The sequence below is a fragment of the Oceanobacillus damuensis genome, assembly GCF_001618145.1.
GTDB classification, from domain to species: domain Bacteria; phylum Bacillota; class Bacilli; order Bacillales; family Amphibacillaceae; genus Oceanobacillus; species Oceanobacillus damuensis.
The window spans coordinates 287,176-304,734 of record NZ_KV392042.1 but is presented as its reverse complement, the minus strand read 5'-3'; the positions used below and the strand labels follow the sequence as shown (position 1 = coordinate 304,734).

The following is a 17,559-nucleotide window of genomic DNA, read 5'->3' as shown; positions in this document are numbered from 1 at the left end:
TTCCACGGGCGGCTGGTGAGCCCCTTCATGCTTCGCATTTCAGTGTCTCACCTATGCCTCTTTTCCCGTAGGAGTCTCCGTGTATTTCCCCGAGCTGGTTGAGATTGCTGCTAATAAACTGCATCCGTAATTAAATATAATTATACAGCTTCACCAGTCCGGGTGAGCGGCGGGCGGTGACTCCTCGAAAATAAAAACCAATTTTCGTCGTGCGATGTGAAAGCTGACGAAGACTTCCTTGTCCTGCGGGAAAAGCACGTGTCCGAAGACCAGAAGAGTGGTTTTCTCTTCGGGGCTGAGCCCGTGCCCTAAGGATGCGCATCCGCCCAGAGCGATCCCGGACGGAGGCAAGAGCACTTATCTCCAAGAATAAACTTAATTTACTTCGCATTTTATATCAATGCGAAGACTAAAGGACCACAGACCATACGAAAACATCCTCAATTCACAAGATACTTTTTGCCAGCACAAAAAAATGCATACGTCTATGACGCATGCATTACAGGGCAGAATTTCCCCTCATATCACAAAAGGTCACAGACATATGTGACCCTTTAAACGATCAATTCGTTTTTTAAGTATTAAAAAACAAATTCATCCATAGTGAAGGTCACAGAATATAATATATCGTTTTGCTGGGTATTAATGATTACGTTTTCCATTTCAATGACCTCCTTCCGATTTTTTTCAATTCCCAATTATTATAGTATTTAGAAATTTTTTAGTCAATACTTTTTTTTATTTCATTTGAACGTTGTAATGTATGCGGGATCGCTCAAAGTCAATTAAACCTGTTGTCTAGCTGGTATATTCCTTTATATCGGATATATCCTCATCTAACATATTAGGAATTGTAGCTTATTATCCTATGACGGTGTTTATCAATTTTGGCAAAAATAAAAATTGTGATGTTCTGAAAAGAAAATCACATTCAAACAGCTTTATTTCCGATGCGAAAAGAAATTAGAGGTTATTGAAGGCAAGAAAAAAGAGAACGGCTCAAAGGGTTGAGTAATTCTCTGTGCAAAATTGTGAGGCGAGTACTTAATTCATCTCCGGTTCATATTCATCTTTCCGGTTGAAACCTATACTGACCATCATTTCTATTTTACTGATACAAACATTGGTCGATTGAGAAATATCTTCGAGAGACGATAGGGGGTGTTTCCTGATATAATTAAGAATTTGTTCACTATCTTTTAAACATGCTGAACACATAATGAATGGACTGCTCTTCATCGGCTCTTTACACACTCGACAGTTTCGAGTGAATTCACCCATTTCCTCACCCCTTAATTGTTTGTAATTACATAATACATCAAAATTTTTCGCATAACAATGAGAGGTTTCGAATTTTTCGAAAAATAATGCTTTAGTCACAGCTACTGATATACCTTCAATATAATTTATTATTTCTAAAAAAAATGCTATAGTTTTTGTAAAGAATAAAGGAGTTGATCATATGCATTTAGATGAAATGCTGGCGCATAATAAACAATTTGTAGCAGAAAAGCAATACGAGGACTATGAAACCGATACATTTCCGAACAAGAAAATGGTCGTATTTACATGCATGGACTCGAGATTAGTCGAACTGCTGAATAGAGCATTGAACATACAAAATGGTGATGTGAAAATGGTCAAAAATGCCGGGGCAATTATCCGGAAGCCTTTTGACAGTATCATGAAGAGTATCCTCGTTGCAATTTTCAAGTTAAAAGCAGATGAAGTAGTTGTCATTGGTCACCATGGTTGCGGGATGTCCAATGTGGATACGGAAGCACTGAAAAACACGATGGTTGAACGGGGAATTTCTGAAGCTGCAATAAACAATCTGACACATGGAGGCATTAATCTGGATGAAGAATTCCATGGTTTTACTACTGTGGAAGAATCAGTGATGCAAAGTGTCAATATTATTAGAAACCATCCGCTGTTACCGAAAGAAATTAAAGTTCATGGACTCGTCATTGATCCGGGAACAGGTAAAGTAGATGTCGTGACAAGAGAACAGTAAAATCAGAACTACCACTAATTAAATTCAAGTGGTAGTTTTTTATATTTAGTCATTCATAAACCCCCTAGTATTAGGCATACTAACAGAGAAATAATCGTACTTTCGGAGGGTTATATGAGAAAAGGACATAAACGCAACTCATCAAATATCTTTCCAATTAAAATAGATCAGCTCGAAAAGTTGATGATTAGTAAATTTGAAAATAATGATGACTTAAGTTTTACAGTGTTTCATCATCAAAATAAAAATATAGCAGTATTTTATATACCATATCAGGTAACCCCCGATAAGGTTGATAATTTACTATTGAAGCAATTATTGGAAAATAAAACCTCTTGGAACACGGAATCCATTCTTAATAAGATGCCATTAAGCTCAGGTAAAAAATCGGATAGGATGGAGAATATCCTTGAGGATTTAATCAAGGGCTGTGTTTTTGTCTATGTAGAAGATGAAGATGAAATTGTTTCCTATTCCATGCAAACAATTGAAAAAAGAGACCTTTCGAAAGCTGAAACAGAAACAGTAGTGATTGGTCCTCAGGTTGCCTTTACGGAATCATTGACTACTAATCTAAACATCATGCGATGGCGAATACATTCTACAGATCTTGTGCTGGAAAAAATAATGGTTGGCAAAAGGTTCTCCAGGGAAGTTCGATTAATCTATGTAAAGTCCATTGCCAATGAGACGGATGTCAACACGATGAGACAGCGGCTGCAGGACCTGGAAGTAGATGAGCTGGAAGACATCAACGTATTAATACAATATATAGAGGACTCTTCCATGACAATTTTCCCCCAGTTTTATGCAACAGAGCTGCCTGACCGGACATCCTACGCAATTTCACAAGGGCGGATCGGCGTGTTAATGGAAAACAGCCCAACCGCTATCATTGCGCCGTCCACTTTCTTCAGCTTCTTTGAATCTACCGAAGATTTATATATGCGCTGGAATACGGGGTCGTTTTTAAGAATTTTGCGTTTTATAGCAATGTTCATCTCATTGACACTTACTCCCTTTTATGTAGCAGCAGTTACCTACCATTTCGAAATCATTCCAACCCAACTGCTTGTATCCCTTGGACAATCAAGAGCATCCGTCCCTTTCCCACCAATATTTGAGGCGATATTTCTTGAGCTGATGATTGAACTCTTACGGGAAGCAGGCGCCAGACTGCCAACCAAAGTAGGTCAGACAATCGGCATTGTAGGTGGGGTAGTCGTCGGGACAGCAGCAGTTCAGGCAGGCATTACCAGTAATATTCTGATCATTTTCGTTACGATAAGTGCTTTAGCTTCCTTCACTGTCCCCAGTTACCTGATGGGAACGACGATACGTCTGCTTCGCTTCCCAATGATTTTACTGGCAGGAATGTTAGGCTTGATCGGAATGATGTTCGGTTTATGTTTTCTATTGATTCATTTATTGAGAGTGACTACGTTGGGGCGTCCATATTTGTCACCTATCTATCCGTTTCGAATGCAGGACATTAACAAGGTATTATTCCGCCTGCCACAAGCTTTTCAAGGCAAGCGATTTGCATCCTTCATGCCTAAGGATTTAATCAGGTTCGGGAAATACGCTTCAAAGAAAAAAGATATCGATGAGTAGGGGATTTATATGGATGTAAATGTAAAACTAAAGCCCAGTCTAAGTATTGAAGCGTTTTACTTGTTCTTCATCATCACTTCCATCCAATTGGGAGTCGGAATGATGGGTGCACCAAGATATATTTTTTTGGAAGCGAAACAGGATTCCTGGATCTCCATCATTCTCGCAATTATATTTTCCCTTATTGTTCTATTTGTGATGCTTTACATTCTAAAACAATATGAAAATGCAGATATACTGGGCATTCAGGTGGATATCTTCGGAAAGTGGATCGGGAAATTACTCGGACTTGCCTATATCGCCTATTTTGCAGGTGCATTACTGTCAGTCGTTTTAACTTATATAGAGGTAGTGAAAATTTTCATCTTTCCTGAAGTCAGCTCTCTCTTGATGGGCGTTGTGCTGACAATCCTTATTATATATACCGTTCTTGGTGGCTTGCGGGTAATCGTCGGGGTTTGCTTTCTGTTTTTCCTCCTTACACATTGGTTACTGTTATTGCTGATCGAACCAGCTACCGCTATAAACTTCGATCATTTCTCGCCTCCTTTACAGGCTTCGGTTACCGAGCTGCTTTCAGGGGCAAAAGCTTCATCCTATACATTTATGGGGATTGAAATCCTGTTTTTAATTTACCCTTTTATTGTAAATAAAGAAAAAACCAAATTACCGATTACCATTGCAGCTTTATGGACAGGGGCAATCATCCTGCTTACGACAGTCATAACGATTGGTTTCTTCAGTCCGGAACAATTGTTGAGGAGAGAATGGTCTGTACTTGCATTATTTAAAATACAGACATTTACATTTATCGAGCGATTTGACTATATCGTCGTCGCAGAGTGGATGATGGTAAGCCTGCCAAATATGGTATTGCTGATGTGGGCCTTAACTTACAGTATGAAACGGATGTATAAGGTTCCTCAAAAGGTTACGTTGTACACCGCGTCAATATTTTTACTAATAGGCTGTGCAACTATAGAAAAGCATTATCATATTCAAAAAGTAATCACTATTGTATCAGATAATGGATTCTGGCTGATATTTGTGTATCCGATTCTACTGCTACCATTTGTATTAATAAAGAAAAAATGGAAAAAAGCAAGGAAGGTGTAAATCGTGCAAAATAAAAAAGTATTGCTGATCATTTTGCCTTTCATCTTACTTTCCGCCTGTGTACAGCAAAGACCTATCGAAAGCCTAAGTATTATTCATACAAGAGGCGTGGATATATCCGAAGATGAAAGGTACAACATCGAATCAACCCTTATTACCTTCCAGTTCGATGCCCAGACAGATGAAATCACAACACAAATTACAGGAAAAGGAAATACAATCAAGGAAGCTCTTGGAGATGCTGGTTATCAGACAAGGTATGAACTGACACCTGGGCAGATCCGTCTTGAATTATATGGAAAGGAAGCTGCTCAGGATGGGATATCCCAATTCTTAAGTACACTTGTACGTGATGCACGCGTTTCCGACATCATGTTTTTTGCAGTCAGTGATCGTCCTGCAAGCGAGGTACTTACGAAAGGGCAAACCCAATTGGCCCCGAACGTCGGCCAGTATTTGCATCAGCTTTTGGAAAAGGAAGTAGAAGAGGACAGTATTCCAATGGCTACACTATATGACTTCAACCGAAAAATGACAGCAATTGGCCAGGACCCTGTCTTGCCCGTTCTGGACTTGGATGAAAACGACTCACCTGGCATGACAGGGCTGGCTGTTTTTCAAGATGACAAATATATCGGTAAGGTTTCCCTGAAGGAGGCTTATTTGATCAATCTGTTTGAGAAGAAGACAAAGTCTGCTCCCTTGGACTTAACGTTACCGTTGAAACCCTTTTTGGAACACATCGCTGAAGGTTACGAAGCAAATGATGAAGAAGAGATGCACATTCGTCTGATTGTGGAACACGGCAAGAGTAATACAGAATTGGTTGATGATGAGAAGTTAGCATTTAAAACGGACATTAGTCTGGAGGCCGACCTTTATGAAATATCCGAGACAATAAATGTGGATAAAGAAGCTATTGTTGATTTACTTGAAAAGGAATCCGAAAAAGCAATAGAGACTCTATATGATAATCTGCTCACGAAACTCCAGGAATTCAATTCCGATGCTTTTGGTCTTGGTACTCTCTATCGTGCCCAAAAAAGAGACAGTGAATTGACAACCGAGGAATGGCGGGAGAAGTTTCCCGGCGTGACCGTAGATTTTCATGTAAAGATGGATATAAACCATTACGGAACCATTCAATAAAGCATTCAATTCATTTATCGCTGATTTTTCAGCGATTTCTGGCTTTCTTGTTCATTTTCCGGTAACCAGCAATGGTGGTCATTCACACACAAATTTAAATAAGAATAATAGAGAATTCCCTGAATTAAATGAGGGAATTCTCTATTTTTAACAGTCTCCATTACTACTGTTATTTGCTGACACTATTAATAATCTCAATGACCTGATCACGGGATTGCTCACTTTTATATTCTTTCATCGTATCCATCATTATAGGCGCAAACTCTTTCAATTGGATCAGCTCGTCTTTTAACGATTGCTCCGAAAGATTTTCTTCTTCCAGAACTCTCGCATAGCGTTTTTCCTGAAATGACTTTGCATTAATGATTTGGTCCCCTCTGCTTGCCCCTTTCGATAAAGGAATCAAAAGCATTGGTATCTGCAAAGCCAAAAATTCAAAAATAGCATTCGAACCCGCCCGGGATAACACATAATCACTTGCTGCAAAAACATCCTTTAATTCATCCTGAATGTATTCAAATTGGACATATCCCGGTTTATCGATGGAGTTATCGATTTTGTCCTGTCCACAAATGTGAATGATTTGAAAGCTTGTCAAAAGATCAGGCAAACTGTTTCTTACCGTCTCATTTATTTTATGGGAACCACCACTGCCTCCCATAATCAATAACACGGGCAATTCTCCACTTAAGCCGGCAAACTTCAATCCGTTCTTCTTGCTTCCTTTAAAAAGTTCATCCCGAATAACCGCTCCTACATATTCCGCCTTCTTTTCGGGAAGATATTGCATTGTTTCCGGAAATGTTGCCAATACCTTTCTGGTAAAAGGTATAGATAGCTTGTTTGCAAGTCCTGGAGTATAGTCAGATTCATGTATGACCGAAGGAACACCCCTTAATTTTGCGGCTGCAACTACAGGCACGGATACGAAGCCACCCTTTGAGAATATAACCGCTGGCTTTCGTTTTCCGATGATTCGATAAGCCTGCAACATACCTTTCAGAACTTTAAAAGGGTCCTTGAAGTTTTCTTTAGACATATAGCGGCGCAGCTTTCCCGTTGATATCGGATGATAGGTAACACCCTCCATCTGTCCGATCAGCTTTCTTTCTATCCCATTATAGGAACCTATATAGTCGATTTCCCATCCCTCATCCTGATAAAAAGGGATGAGAGCTAAATTGACAATCACATGGCCTGCTGTTCCACCGCCAGTGAAGAGAATTCGTTTCTTTTTCATGCAAAGTACTTCCTTTCTTCCACAAATCATAATTAACAAGTATAATATACATTATGCTTCATTGGGATTACACTCTCTATCCTATTAGAAAATATAATAAAAAGGAAGAGTTTTCATGTATCAAACATCTACAATTAAAGAAAAAATAAAGTTATTCAGCATCATCTTGCTGCCGATACTGATTACACAAATCAGTCTTAATCTGATGACCTTCTTCGATACGGTTATGTCAGGAAGAGCCGGTGCGGAAGATCTGGCAGGTGTCGCTATCGGATCAAGTCTGTGGGTTCCTGTTTCTACCGGCATTAATGGAATTGTGTTGGCAATAACACCGATAATTGCCCAGGTGATTGGTTCCAAAAGAAATGAGGATGTCCCTAATATTGTACAGCAGGGAATCTATTTGGCAATTATCTTATCCATCATCATTATTGGCTTTGGAGGATTTGTACTAGATCCTGTACTTTCGTTAATGGATTTAGAGACAGATGTACGCAATATCGCCAAGCACTACCTTATTGCTATTGGAGCTGGAATAATACCATTGTTTATTTTTAATACGATCCGCTGTTTTATGGACGGGCTTGGTCAAACGCGGGCTTCCATGATTATCATATTAATATCCTTACCACTTAACATCTTTTTTAATTATATATTTATATTTGGCAAGCTTGGTCTTCCAGCCTTTGGAGGTATAGGAGCCGGTATTGCCACATCACTGACTTATTGGCTTGTAAGCGGAATTTCCTTACTTGTGCTGATTAGAGTCCATCCCTTCAGTAAGTTCAACGTGTTTGCAAAGTGGTTTAAGCCTGCTCTGAAACCTTGGTCTTACCAATTGAAAATCGGCCTTCCCATAGGCGCTGCTATTTTTTTTGAAACAAGCATCTTTTCAGCAGTGACATTATTAATGAGTATCTACAGCACCTATACGATTGCCGCACACCAAGCAGCCTTGAACTTTGCCGGGCTTTTGTACATGATTCCATTAAGTGTAGGAATGGCGTTAACAATCACAATCGGTTTTGAAGTTGGAGCACAGCGATATAAAGATGCACGAACATATGGATATATTGGTATGAGCGGTGGTATATTTATTGCGATTTTCGCATCATGTATCCTCTATATCCTTAATGGACCTGTTGCAACTCTTTACAATTCGAACCCGGAAGTAATCGAACTGACAAGGCAGTTTATCTATTTTGCGATTTTCTACCAATTGGCTGATGCTTTCGGAGCCCCAATCCAAGGAGCGCTTCGCGGTTATAAAGACGTAAACATAACATTGGTCATTGCATTGATTTCTTATTGGGCTATAGGCCTTCCTACAGGGTGGGTGCTGGCTAATTATACGCCATTGGAGCCATTTGGATACTGGGTAGGTATTATTGTCGGTCTAAGTTTTGGAGCAGCAGCCCTTTTATGGAGGTTGATCTATATTCAGAGGAAATTTTCCCAATAGAAACAAAAGCTCATCAGTCACATTTAACTGATGAGCTTTTTCATATAATTTATAAAAATAATCCAGCGACAGTTGCGGATAAGATGGATGTAAGGATGGCACCCGCCAGCAATTTCATCCCAAACTGTGACACGATTGCTGACTTTTTATTATCAATACCTTTTACAGTACCAGCAATAATACCGATGGAAGAGAAATTGGCAAAGCTTGTCAAGAACACCGAAACAATCCCAACTGTTTTCTCAGACATTGATTCAATCATTGGCTGAAAATCAAGCATGGCTACAAACTCATTCGTAATAATTTTCGTACCCATAATGGCACCCGCGTCTATTACTTCATTTGCAGGGATTCCCATTAGTATTCCAATCGGAGCAAGGATGTACCCTAAAATTTGCTGCAATGTCACACCTGCAAAAATAGATTGGATAATCCAGTTTACGAGCTCTAAGGATGCAATAAAGGCAATAAGCATAGCAGCAACGATCAAGGCAATTTTACCGCCTTCCAGCGCACCATTTCCCATCGCTTCAAAAAAACTTCGATCCTCGGTAACATTCGATATATCGACATAATCTTCTTCCTTGCGTACATTGACTGGAGCGATAATGGAAGCCACCATTAAAGCACTGAACATATTTAAAGGAAGAGCCACTAAGATATATTCAGCCGGCAGCATTAAGATATATGCACCGACAATTGAAGCTGAAACAGAACTCATCGCAGACGCACTTACAATATACAGACGATTGGCAGTTAGGTGATGGAACTGGGAACGTATTGCTATTAAAGCTTCTGACTGACCAAAAAAGATACTGTTGACTCCATTAAAAGATTCGATTTTTGGAAGACCCGTTATTTTTGATATAAATCCACCAACATACTTTATGATTGTCGGAAGAATTTTCAAGTAAGTGAGCACGGAGAGAATCGTTGCAAAGAAGATAATCAACAGCAGCACATTAAAGAAGAATACGCCTCCTTCTTCAACTACAAAACCACCCAATACAAACATAATACCTTCCGTACCGAACTCGATTAATTTATTGAATCCTGCCGATATTCCATTGATTATTATCCTTCCCAACTGTGTGGAAAACATGAACCAAGTGATCAACAGCTGGAACACGAGCATGATTCCAATTCCTTTGTAATTAATGTTCTTCTTATCATTGGACATTAGATAGGCGAGTCCCAATGTAATAATAATTGCTAAAATACCAAGAAGAATATCCAACGGTAATGCCTCCTTTAATTCGCGCTCTTGTTTTAGCTTTTCCCTAATTTTGTGTTTGTTAACATGATAAGTACTTTTCTTTGCTTCTTTCCGTTCAATCAAAACGTAACAAAAACTAGTTGACTATATGTACATCGATTATATTGGAAAAATCGAAAAATAAGCTGCCACTTTCATGAATATGCATTCCCTATAAGTTAACCAACGTTTACTATAATATTCGTTTCGTAATAATTTTGCAATGATTAAATGAGAAGCTATGAAATTGCATTTGGTGAGTAATAGCAAAAATATACTATAATAATAAAATATTCAAAAGGACATCTCAATTTGGGAACGAATACTAGCTTATTATACTCCCTCTTTTATATAGCAATATTTGTTGAAATTCACACAAAAGCCCATCGCTGTTCTGTGTCTGACAGCAATGGGCTTTTGCTATTATATTTATTAACCTTCCAATAACAGATCGTATGGATCTTCCAGCATTTCTTTAATACGTACAAGGAACTGTACGGCTTCTTTACCATCGACAATACGATGATCATAAGAAAGTGCCAGGTACATCATTGGACGGACTTCAATGGAATCATCCGGCATAACCATTGCACGCTTGACAATATTATGCATTCCAAGGATACCAACCTGTGGTGAATTCAGAATTGGTGTAGACATCATTGAACCGAATGTACCGCCGTTTGTAATGGTGAACGATCCGCCTTGTAAGTCACTTAATGCCAATTTGTTATCACGTGCTTTTGTACCAAGGTCAACAATGGATTGTTCGATGCCTGCAAAGTCTTTACGGTCTGCATCACGGACAACCGGAACTACTAATCCATCATCTGTGGAAACGGCAATACCAATGTCATAGAATTTTTTAATGACAAGCTCATTGCCCTGAATTTCCGCATTCAGTAATGGGAATTCCTTCAATGCTCCAACTACTGCTTTTGTAAAGAAGGACATGAATCCAAGTTTCACATTATTCTTTTGCAGGAATTTCTCTTTGCGTTCACTGCGTAGCTTCATGACAGCCGTCATATCAACTTCATTAAATGTAGTGAGCATCGCTGTTTCATGCTGTACATTCACAAGGTTTTTCGCAATGGTTTGACGACGACGGGTCATTTTCACCCGCTCGACCGGTTTGTCAAATTCCGTTTTTTCCGATTTAGGTGCTTCCTGTTTTGCCGGTTTGGATGCCTGTTTCGGCTCATTTTTAGCACTTGCTGCCGCATCCACATCTTCTGGACGAACACGGCCAAGCGGGTCGCGTGCAGCTACTTTACTTAAATCAATATTTAATTCGCGGGCACGTTTTCTGGCGGCTGGTGATGCGATGACTTCACCATTGCCTTGTGCAGGTTCTTCTTTTGCTTCCGCCTTTGGTGCCTCTTCCTTTTCCTCTTTTGGTGCAGGCGCTTCCTGTTTTTCCTCTTTCGGTGCTTCGGCTGGGGCTGCCCCGCCGCCTGCTTCTCCATTTTCATCTACTTTTGCGATTGTGTCACCCACTGCAACATCATCGCCTTCTGCACTGAGAATTTCCGTGATTACACCGGACACCTCAGCGTTCACTTCGACATTTACTTTGTCCGTTTCCAATTCCACAATTGGATCCCCTTTTTCAACCTTGTCACCTTTTTGGACAAGCCACTCGGCGATGGTACCTTCTGTGATCGATTCTGCTAATTCAGGAATTTTAACTTCTTGCACTGGAATTTCCTCCTTCAGTTGTAGTTAGTGCTTGATTTATGATTTTAGTCTGAGCTGTTTTATGGACACTTGGTATTCCTCCGGCTGGTGCAGAACGATTCGGTCGACTGATTACACGCAGCTTTTGACCTTCCTGCAACAAATCTCTCAAGTAATCATCAACGAAATTCCATGCCCCCATATTTTTTGGTTCCTCTTGAACCCAGACAATTTCCTCTACATTAGGCAGTTGCTCCAATTCTTTTTTTAACGCCTTTGCAGGAAATGGATAAATTTGCTCCAATCGCAAGACACGTAACCACTCAAAATTCTCATCCGCATTGTCAATGGCTTCTTCGATATCGATCATTATCTTCCCGCTGCCTATCAGGAGTCGTTTTGCACTTTGTCTGCTTACTTCCAGGTTAGGCTGATTACGCAATGGCTGAAACTTACCTTCAGAAAATTCCTCTGCAGATGATGCCATACTTTGATGACGAATCAAACTGCTTTTCGGTGTCATTAATATTAATGGTCTCGCCTCGTCTCGCCCACGCATTGCGGCTTGTCTGCGAAGCAAATGGAAAAGCTGTGCAGATGATGTCACATTTGCCACGATCCAGTTGTTTTCTGCTGCCATTTGCAGAAATCTTTCCAGCCGGGCGCTGGAATGCTCCGGACCTTGTCCTTCGTAACCATGCGGCAATAGCATAACCATATTCGACTTTTCTCCCCATTTTGCTCTTGAAGAAGAGATGAACTGATCGAATATCACTTGGCCCGCGTTGGCGAAATCCCCAAATTGCGCTTCCCAAATTACCAAAGTATCCGGTGATTGAACACTATAACCATATTCGAATCCAAGCACCCCCGCTTCGGATAATGGGCTGTTTCTGACATCAAACGATGCCTTTGCATCCGAGAGGCCATGCATTGGGCTGTATTTTTCATTTGTTTCCGTATCATGCAATACAATATGCCTGTGGGCAAAGGTACCTCTTTCCGTATCCTGACCCGTCAAACGAATTGGAATGCCATCACGAAGAATAGACGCATATGCCAAAGCTTCTCCGGTACCCCAGTCCGCTTTATTTCCCTCTTCCAAAGCTTTTGCACGACGATTCAACACTTTTTCAGTCTTTTTAAATCCTTTAAAGCCTTCTGGACGTTTCAACAATTCTTTATTTAAGGCTTTTAATGTTTCCAGATCAACCGCTGTTTCGAATTTGTCCAACCCGTTTAACAGCACTTCAGGCATAAGCTTTGCTTCCGGATGACCAATTTCGTTTTCTATCATATTTTCATAAATAGCACTTAATTTACCCTCGACATCTTCTTTTATCTTATCGAAGTCTTCCCCTTTAATAATATTTTTACTTTCAAGGGCTTCCGCAAAAATACTTGCCACAGAAGGGTGGTTGTCGATTTCATTGTATAGTGCCGGCTGAGTAGTTCTTGGCTCATCCATTTCATTGTGTCCGTAACGACGATAGCCAACTAAATCTATCAGAAAATCCTTCTTGAACTTCTTACGGTATTCATATGCTATTTTTATAGCTGAAACACATGAAATCGGATCATCCGCATTCACACGGATAACAGGTATTTCGAACCCTTTTGCAAGGTCACTTGCATAACGGGTGGAACGGCCATCTTCGCGATCTGTTGTGTAACCCAATAAATTGTTGGCGATAATATGTAATGTACCGCCTGTGTTATAACCAGGAAGACCGCTGAGATTCAATGTTTCTGCAACTACACCTTCACCAATGAATGCCGCATCACCATGAATCAGAACAGGAATTGCTTTATTTATATCGCGTTGCGGATATCCTTTATCTGAACGATCATCCTGTGCAGCACGTGCAAATCCCTCCACAACCGGATTTACAAATTCCAAGTGGGATGGATTATGTGCCAAGGTGATTCGAGTCATAACCTCTTCACCGTTATTAACTTCTTTTTTGGCTCCAAAGTGATATTTGACATCGCCTGTCCAGCCGTAATTAATCCCGATAGAACCTTCGGAGGGCATAAGTTCCTTTTCTTTGGAATAATTAAATTCAGAAAAAATCTTGTCATATGGTTTCCCCAGCACATTCGCAAGCACAGCTAATCGCCCACGGTGGGCCATGCCCATCATGACATTTTCAATCTTATCTTCGGTGGCATAATGCACAATCCGATCGATCATCGGTACCATTGCTTCCAGGCCTTCAATGGAAAAACGCTTCTGTCCGACAAACGTTTTTTGCAGAAAAGCTTCAAACCCTTCCACATCTACAAGCCGCTTAAGAATTTCTTTCCGCTTTTCGTCCGATAATTCAAGCCTTGCTTTCCCCTCTTCTATCAAATCAAATAGCCATCTGCGTTCCTCATGGTTATTTACATGGTCGTACTCAAATGTAATGGTTCCCGTGTAGTACTTTTTCAATCTTTTGATGACATCCAAGCCGTTTTCTACATCACCTGCAGCTTTGTCCCAGAGCCAGGATGCCGGAATGGATTTTAAGTCTTCTTCACTTAAATCATACGTTTTTGGATTTAATATTTCAGTTTTGCTGCCTTTATAGCCGCCGACGGGGTAAATATCCGCCTCTGTATGGCCATAACGCCGAATAGCCTCAACAAGTTTCATGGCTGAGGTTAGTTTCTTAACATCGTATTCAGTTGTCGATTGTGATGGTGCTTGTCCTGCATTATTCTTTTGTTCCATCCATGCAGGTGCACCATAAGTATCGAAAATCTCTTTAATAGAAGATTCAATCGCTTCAGGATCCTCTTTGTATAATTCATACTGTTGTTCTAAATATCCCGTGTTTGGTCCATGAAACTGCCCCCAGAATCTTTCTACAGATTCTCCATTTTCTGCCACGTTTGATACCCCCATTAGAAGTTAACTTTTTCCGCTATGTAAACGGTTCAAATTCATTATAAGACTGCCTTCATCATTCATCAACTAATATACCTTATTTTCCGCGACCTGACAATAATATATGTTCAGATATTTGTACAATTTTAGCTAAATTTCTAATAAAGACCCAGTTATTTCGACAATATTTTTGATCAACTATCTCATCACAGTTCACATAATTGGTTTTATTCGTTATAATAAGGGCATAACTAAACGGAAAAATGCTTTATCTCTATAAGGGATCGAGGAGGGTGTTTTTATGAAATTAGCATTACTAATGGGCGTAATTGTAACATTTTTGATATCCATGTTCACTTCAGGCTATGAAGCTAAACCAGGAGTACCAAAGCAGGATCAGTAACACATAAAAGCAGCGACAGTTGTGGTAGTTTCCAAAAAAACCGTCAAGCATACAGATGCCTGACGGTTTTTTTGGCAAGTATGAAAGTATGAACTTTGGCAATTAAATCTTACAAATAAACGGCCACGTCCAGCTCCAGTTTTATTCCGCCTATACTAAGTTGGGATAACCTTGCTGTCTCAGTGCTTCGTAAATAATGATTGCTGCTGTATTCGATAAATTCAAGGATCGGACTTTGTCATTCATATGAATTCGCAGACATTGAGCTTCCTTACCAATCAGAAGTTCTTTAGGAATGCCTGTTGATTCTCTTCCAAACACAAAAAATATATCTTCTTCAGGCTTATTGTAATCAAAATCGGAATAATGCTTTGTTCCAAAGTTTTCAATATAATAGAAGTCGCCTTTTGGAAACTTTTCGTAAAGCTCATCAATGGAATCATACTCATGTACATCAACATGCTTCCAGTAATCCAGACCAGCTCTGCGAAGCATTTTATCTTCCGTTGAAAAGCCGAGTGGACGTATGAGGTGAAGGGCAGTATCTGTTGCCAGGCACGTTCTGCCAATATTTCCAGTATTAGCCGGGATCTCTGGTTGATATAATACGACATGTAAACTCAAAATTCATTCTCCTTAATAAATAGTAACCAATTTCGATAACCCTATCAGTATACCATTAATCATCCCCGATTCGAAAAAATTTATAGTTAATATCCGGTGTCCATGCAGTAGAATCCTCGTAGGACCAATACCTGTTTCTGCTATTGTCGGTATGCGCGTTCACTAATGGCATCCCTTCTGCATCTTTCGCCACAACAATTGTATTATGGTCCCACCTTCCATCTCCCTGAAAATCATAACAGATAATATCTCCCGGAATAAGTTGGTCGGCACGTTCGACTTCTTTCCCTCTCAACCCTTGCGTTGCCCCGCTAAGATACCATCTGAGCGAATGTGCAACCGCCCAGCTGAAACTCCACGTATTGGAACCATACCACCAGCCCCTCTCCCTGACAGGCGATCCCCACATTGGTGCCCCACCAGCACGGAGGCATTGCGATACATAATTCGTACAGTCTACGTCAAACATCCGGTAAGCTGGATTATAGTTGTTCCACCATCTCTCTGCATATTGGACAGCAGACAGCCGGTCATAGGAAAACCGCTCATTTGCTTGTTTACGATTGTCATCCTCGGCAGCAGGGGCTTCTTTTTTGTTTTCCTGAATCCTCTTTTCTATCGGTGCATGATTTGTAAGGATACCATCCGCCAATCGAAATTGATATGGTAAAACCTGTTCTTCAATATGGATCTTTTTATTTTGCCGTATTACATACTTCAGATGCATGAAGTACCGATAATGTGTCTCACCATCATACCTCAGTTTCTGAAAAATGCTTCCATTCCCTTGAACACGTATAATCTCAGCATTTCTTTCTGACCACAAATTCTCTTTTCTCGTCCACCAATTTCCCTGTTCTCTTTCCGTATGAAAAAAATCCAGCCATAGCTTCTTTATTTTTTCCATAAAAATCCCCTCCATAAAAAGTATATGGAGGGGATGCTTGTTTCACGATTTTTAAAAAGAACAATTTTTAATGTACTGCTTGAGTGTTCTGAAATTCCAGACCTTTTTTCATTTCATATAGAACCTGCTCATCGGTTTCTTTTTCTATAGCAGCCTGGATGGCAGAAAAAGCTTCTTTTGTACCGATTTTACCAAGTGACCATGCAGCAGTCCCGCGGATAACCGGCCGTGGATCATTCTCCATCACATGAATCATATCCTTGACGGCTGTTTTGTCTTTATAATGGCCCAGTGCAATCAGCGCGTTTCGTTGAAGCGGTTTTTTCCCACGCCATGATCCGGAAATATCTCCAAATTTTTCTTTGAATTCTCTGTTTGATATTTGCAGCATCGGCTTCAATTTCGGTTTCGATACTTCTGGATCAGGTTCAAACTCTTGATGAATATGAAAATCGACCCCTTTGTTTCTAGGACAGACCTGCTGACAAGTATCACAGCCATAAACACGATTGCCGATCTTTGTTCGAAACTCGTCAGGAAGAAAATCCTTCGTTTGGGTAAGAAAGGCAATACAACGCTGTGCATTTAATTGTCCACCTTCAACTAATGCTCCCGTTGGGCAGGCATCCATACATTTTCTGCAATCCCCACAGCTGTCTTCCAGTGGTTCATCAGGAATAAAAGGGATATTGGTGATCATTTCTCCAAGATAAACAAACGATCCAAACTCTGGTGTAATGATGGAAGTATTTTTCCCACTGAAGCCAATGCCAGCCCTTTCAGCTACAGCACGGTCGGAAAGTTCTCCCGTGTCCACCATCACTTTATTGACGGTATCCGGGAACTTATCCTCTATGAAGGCTGACAATTTTTCCAAACGATCCCGCAATACAACATGATAATCGATCCCCCACGAAGCACGAGCAAACAAGCCGCGCCGCTCCTCTTTTATGCTTTTAGGGGCTCCTTTCATCCGGGAAGGATAGGCGACTGCAATGGAAATAATCGATTGAGCTTCAGGCAGAAGACGCTGTGGTTCCGTTCGCTCTTCCAATGAGCCTTTTTCAAATCCGGATTGATAATTCAATGCTTGCTGTCTCCGCAAACGTTCCTTTAATTCCCCAAAGATATCGGCTGACGCGAAGCCAATTTTATCGATGCCAATTTCCTTGGCATACTGAATGACTTCCTGTTTCAATTTTTCCGTTTGCATGGCACTGTCC

At 40.3% G+C, this 17,559-nt stretch carries 13 protein-coding genes; 5 read left to right on the top strand and 8 right to left on the bottom strand.

All coding sequences use genetic code 11. The annotated features are described in order from the left end of the window. Window positions 1-1,044: 1,044 nt before the first annotated feature. Entirely contained in the window at window positions 1,045-1,281 is a 237-nt protein-coding gene (locus tag A4245_RS01425) for a hypothetical protein (RefSeq protein WP_067724939.1), read from the bottom strand. A gap of 181 nt (window positions 1,282-1,462) precedes the next feature. Between A4245_RS01425 and A4245_RS01420 the strand changes: the two genes are divergently transcribed. From A4245_RS01420 to A4245_RS01405, 4 genes are all read left to right on the top strand, one after another. After that, window positions 1,463-2,017, top strand: coding sequence for a beta-class carbonic anhydrase (locus tag A4245_RS01420; protein WP_067724936.1), 555 nt, complete (start codon window positions 1,463-1,465; stop codon window positions 2,015-2,017). 114 nt (window positions 2,018-2,131) lie between these two features. Further along, the gene (locus tag A4245_RS01415) at window positions 2,132-3,631 is read left to right on the top strand and encodes a spore germination protein (RefSeq protein WP_067724934.1); all 1,500 of its coding nucleotides are present in this window, start codon (window positions 2,132-2,134) and stop codon (window positions 3,629-3,631) included. Window positions 3,632-3,640: 9 nt separating this feature from the next. Then, the gene (locus A4245_RS01410) at window positions 3,641-4,747 is read left to right on the top strand and encodes a GerAB/ArcD/ProY family transporter (protein WP_067724932.1); all 1,107 of its coding nucleotides are present in this window, start codon (window positions 3,641-3,643) and stop codon (window positions 4,745-4,747) included. Window positions 4,748-4,750: 3 nt separating this feature from the next. After that, window positions 4,751-5,896, top strand: a complete 1,146-nt coding sequence (locus tag A4245_RS01405) for a Ger(x)C family spore germination protein (RefSeq protein WP_067724930.1) — start codon at window positions 4,751-4,753, stop codon at window positions 5,894-5,896. A gap of 169 nt (window positions 5,897-6,065) precedes the next feature. Here A4245_RS01405 and A4245_RS01400 read toward each other — a convergent pair whose 3' ends face one another. After that, on the bottom strand, window positions 6,066-7,136 hold the full coding sequence (locus tag A4245_RS01400) for an undecaprenyldiphospho-muramoylpentapeptide beta-N-acetylglucosaminyltransferase (RefSeq protein WP_067724929.1): 1,071 nt from the start codon (window positions 7,134-7,136) through the stop codon (window positions 6,066-6,068). A gap of 115 nt (window positions 7,137-7,251) precedes the next feature. On the opposite strand from A4245_RS01400, the gene A4245_RS01395 reads away from it, so the two are divergent. Then, window positions 7,252-8,598: an MATE family efflux transporter gene (locus A4245_RS01395; RefSeq protein ID WP_067724928.1), complete on the top strand. Its 1,347-nt coding sequence runs from the start codon at window positions 7,252-7,254 to the stop codon at window positions 8,596-8,598. Window positions 8,599-8,647: 49 nt separating this feature from the next. On the opposite strand, the gene A4245_RS01390 is transcribed toward A4245_RS01395, so the two are convergent. The 6 genes from A4245_RS01390 to queG all read right to left on the bottom strand — a co-directional run bounded on the left by A4245_RS01390 (window position 8,648) and on the right by queG (window position 17,549). After that, window positions 8,648-9,835: a NupC/NupG family nucleoside CNT transporter gene (locus A4245_RS01390; protein WP_067724927.1), complete on the bottom strand. Its 1,188-nt coding sequence runs from the start codon at window positions 9,833-9,835 to the stop codon at window positions 8,648-8,650. Window positions 9,836-10,285: 450 nt separating this feature from the next. Continuing rightward, complete coding sequence (gene odhB, locus A4245_RS01385) at window positions 10,286-11,551, bottom strand: 2-oxoglutarate dehydrogenase complex dihydrolipoyllysine-residue succinyltransferase (protein WP_067724925.1); 1,266 nt, start codon at window positions 11,549-11,551, stop codon at window positions 10,286-10,288. Further along, a complete protein-coding gene (locus A4245_RS01380) occupies window positions 11,538-14,405 on the bottom strand; it encodes a 2-oxoglutarate dehydrogenase E1 component (protein ID WP_084268621.1) in 2,868 nt (955 codons plus the stop codon). Before A4245_RS01380 ends, odhB begins: the two co-directional genes overlap by 14 nt. A gap of 550 nt (window positions 14,406-14,955) precedes the next feature. Further along, window positions 14,956-15,429, bottom strand: coding sequence for a tRNA (uridine(34)/cytosine(34)/5-carboxymethylaminomethyluridine(34)-2'-O)-methyltransferase TrmL (trmL, locus tag A4245_RS01375; protein ID WP_067724921.1), 474 nt, complete (start codon window positions 15,427-15,429; stop codon window positions 14,956-14,958). Window positions 15,430-15,484: 55 nt separating this feature from the next. Beyond that, window positions 15,485-16,336: an amidase domain-containing protein gene (locus tag A4245_RS01370; protein ID WP_067724919.1), complete on the bottom strand. Its 852-nt coding sequence runs from the start codon at window positions 16,334-16,336 to the stop codon at window positions 15,485-15,487. A gap of 67 nt (window positions 16,337-16,403) precedes the next feature. Beyond that, a complete protein-coding gene (gene queG, locus A4245_RS01365; RefSeq protein ID WP_067724917.1) occupies window positions 16,404-17,549 on the bottom strand; it encodes a tRNA epoxyqueuosine(34) reductase QueG in 1,146 nt (381 codons plus the stop codon). Between the last annotated feature and the right edge of the window lie 10 nt (window positions 17,550-17,559).

Bases quoted from the DNA above. Each gene is read 5' to 3' on its own strand.
- A4245_RS01400 (WP_067724929.1), bottom strand. From the start codon at position 7,136: ATGAAAAAGAAACGAATTCTCTTCACTGGCGGTGGAACAGCAGGCCAT.
- A4245_RS01370 (WP_067724919.1), bottom strand. From the start codon at position 16,336: ATGGAAAAAATAAAGAAGCTATGGCTGGATTTTTTTCATACGGAAAGA.
- A4245_RS01425 (WP_067724939.1), bottom strand. From the start codon at position 1,281: ATGGGTGAATTCACTCGAAACTGTCGAGTGTGTAAAGAGCCGATGAAG.
- queG (WP_067724917.1), bottom strand. From the start codon at position 17,549: ATGCAAACGGAAAAATTGAAACAGGAAGTCATTCAGTATGCCAAGGAA.
- A4245_RS01420 (WP_067724936.1), top strand. From the start codon at position 1,463: ATGCATTTAGATGAAATGCTGGCGCATAATAAACAATTTGTAGCAGAA.
- A4245_RS01395 (WP_067724928.1), top strand. From the start codon at position 7,252: ATGTATCAAACATCTACAATTAAAGAAAAAATAAAGTTATTCAGCATC.
- A4245_RS01410 (WP_067724932.1), top strand. From the start codon at position 3,641: ATGGATGTAAATGTAAAACTAAAGCCCAGTCTAAGTATTGAAGCGTTT.
- A4245_RS01415 (WP_067724934.1), top strand. From the start codon at position 2,132: ATGAGAAAAGGACATAAACGCAACTCATCAAATATCTTTCCAATTAAA.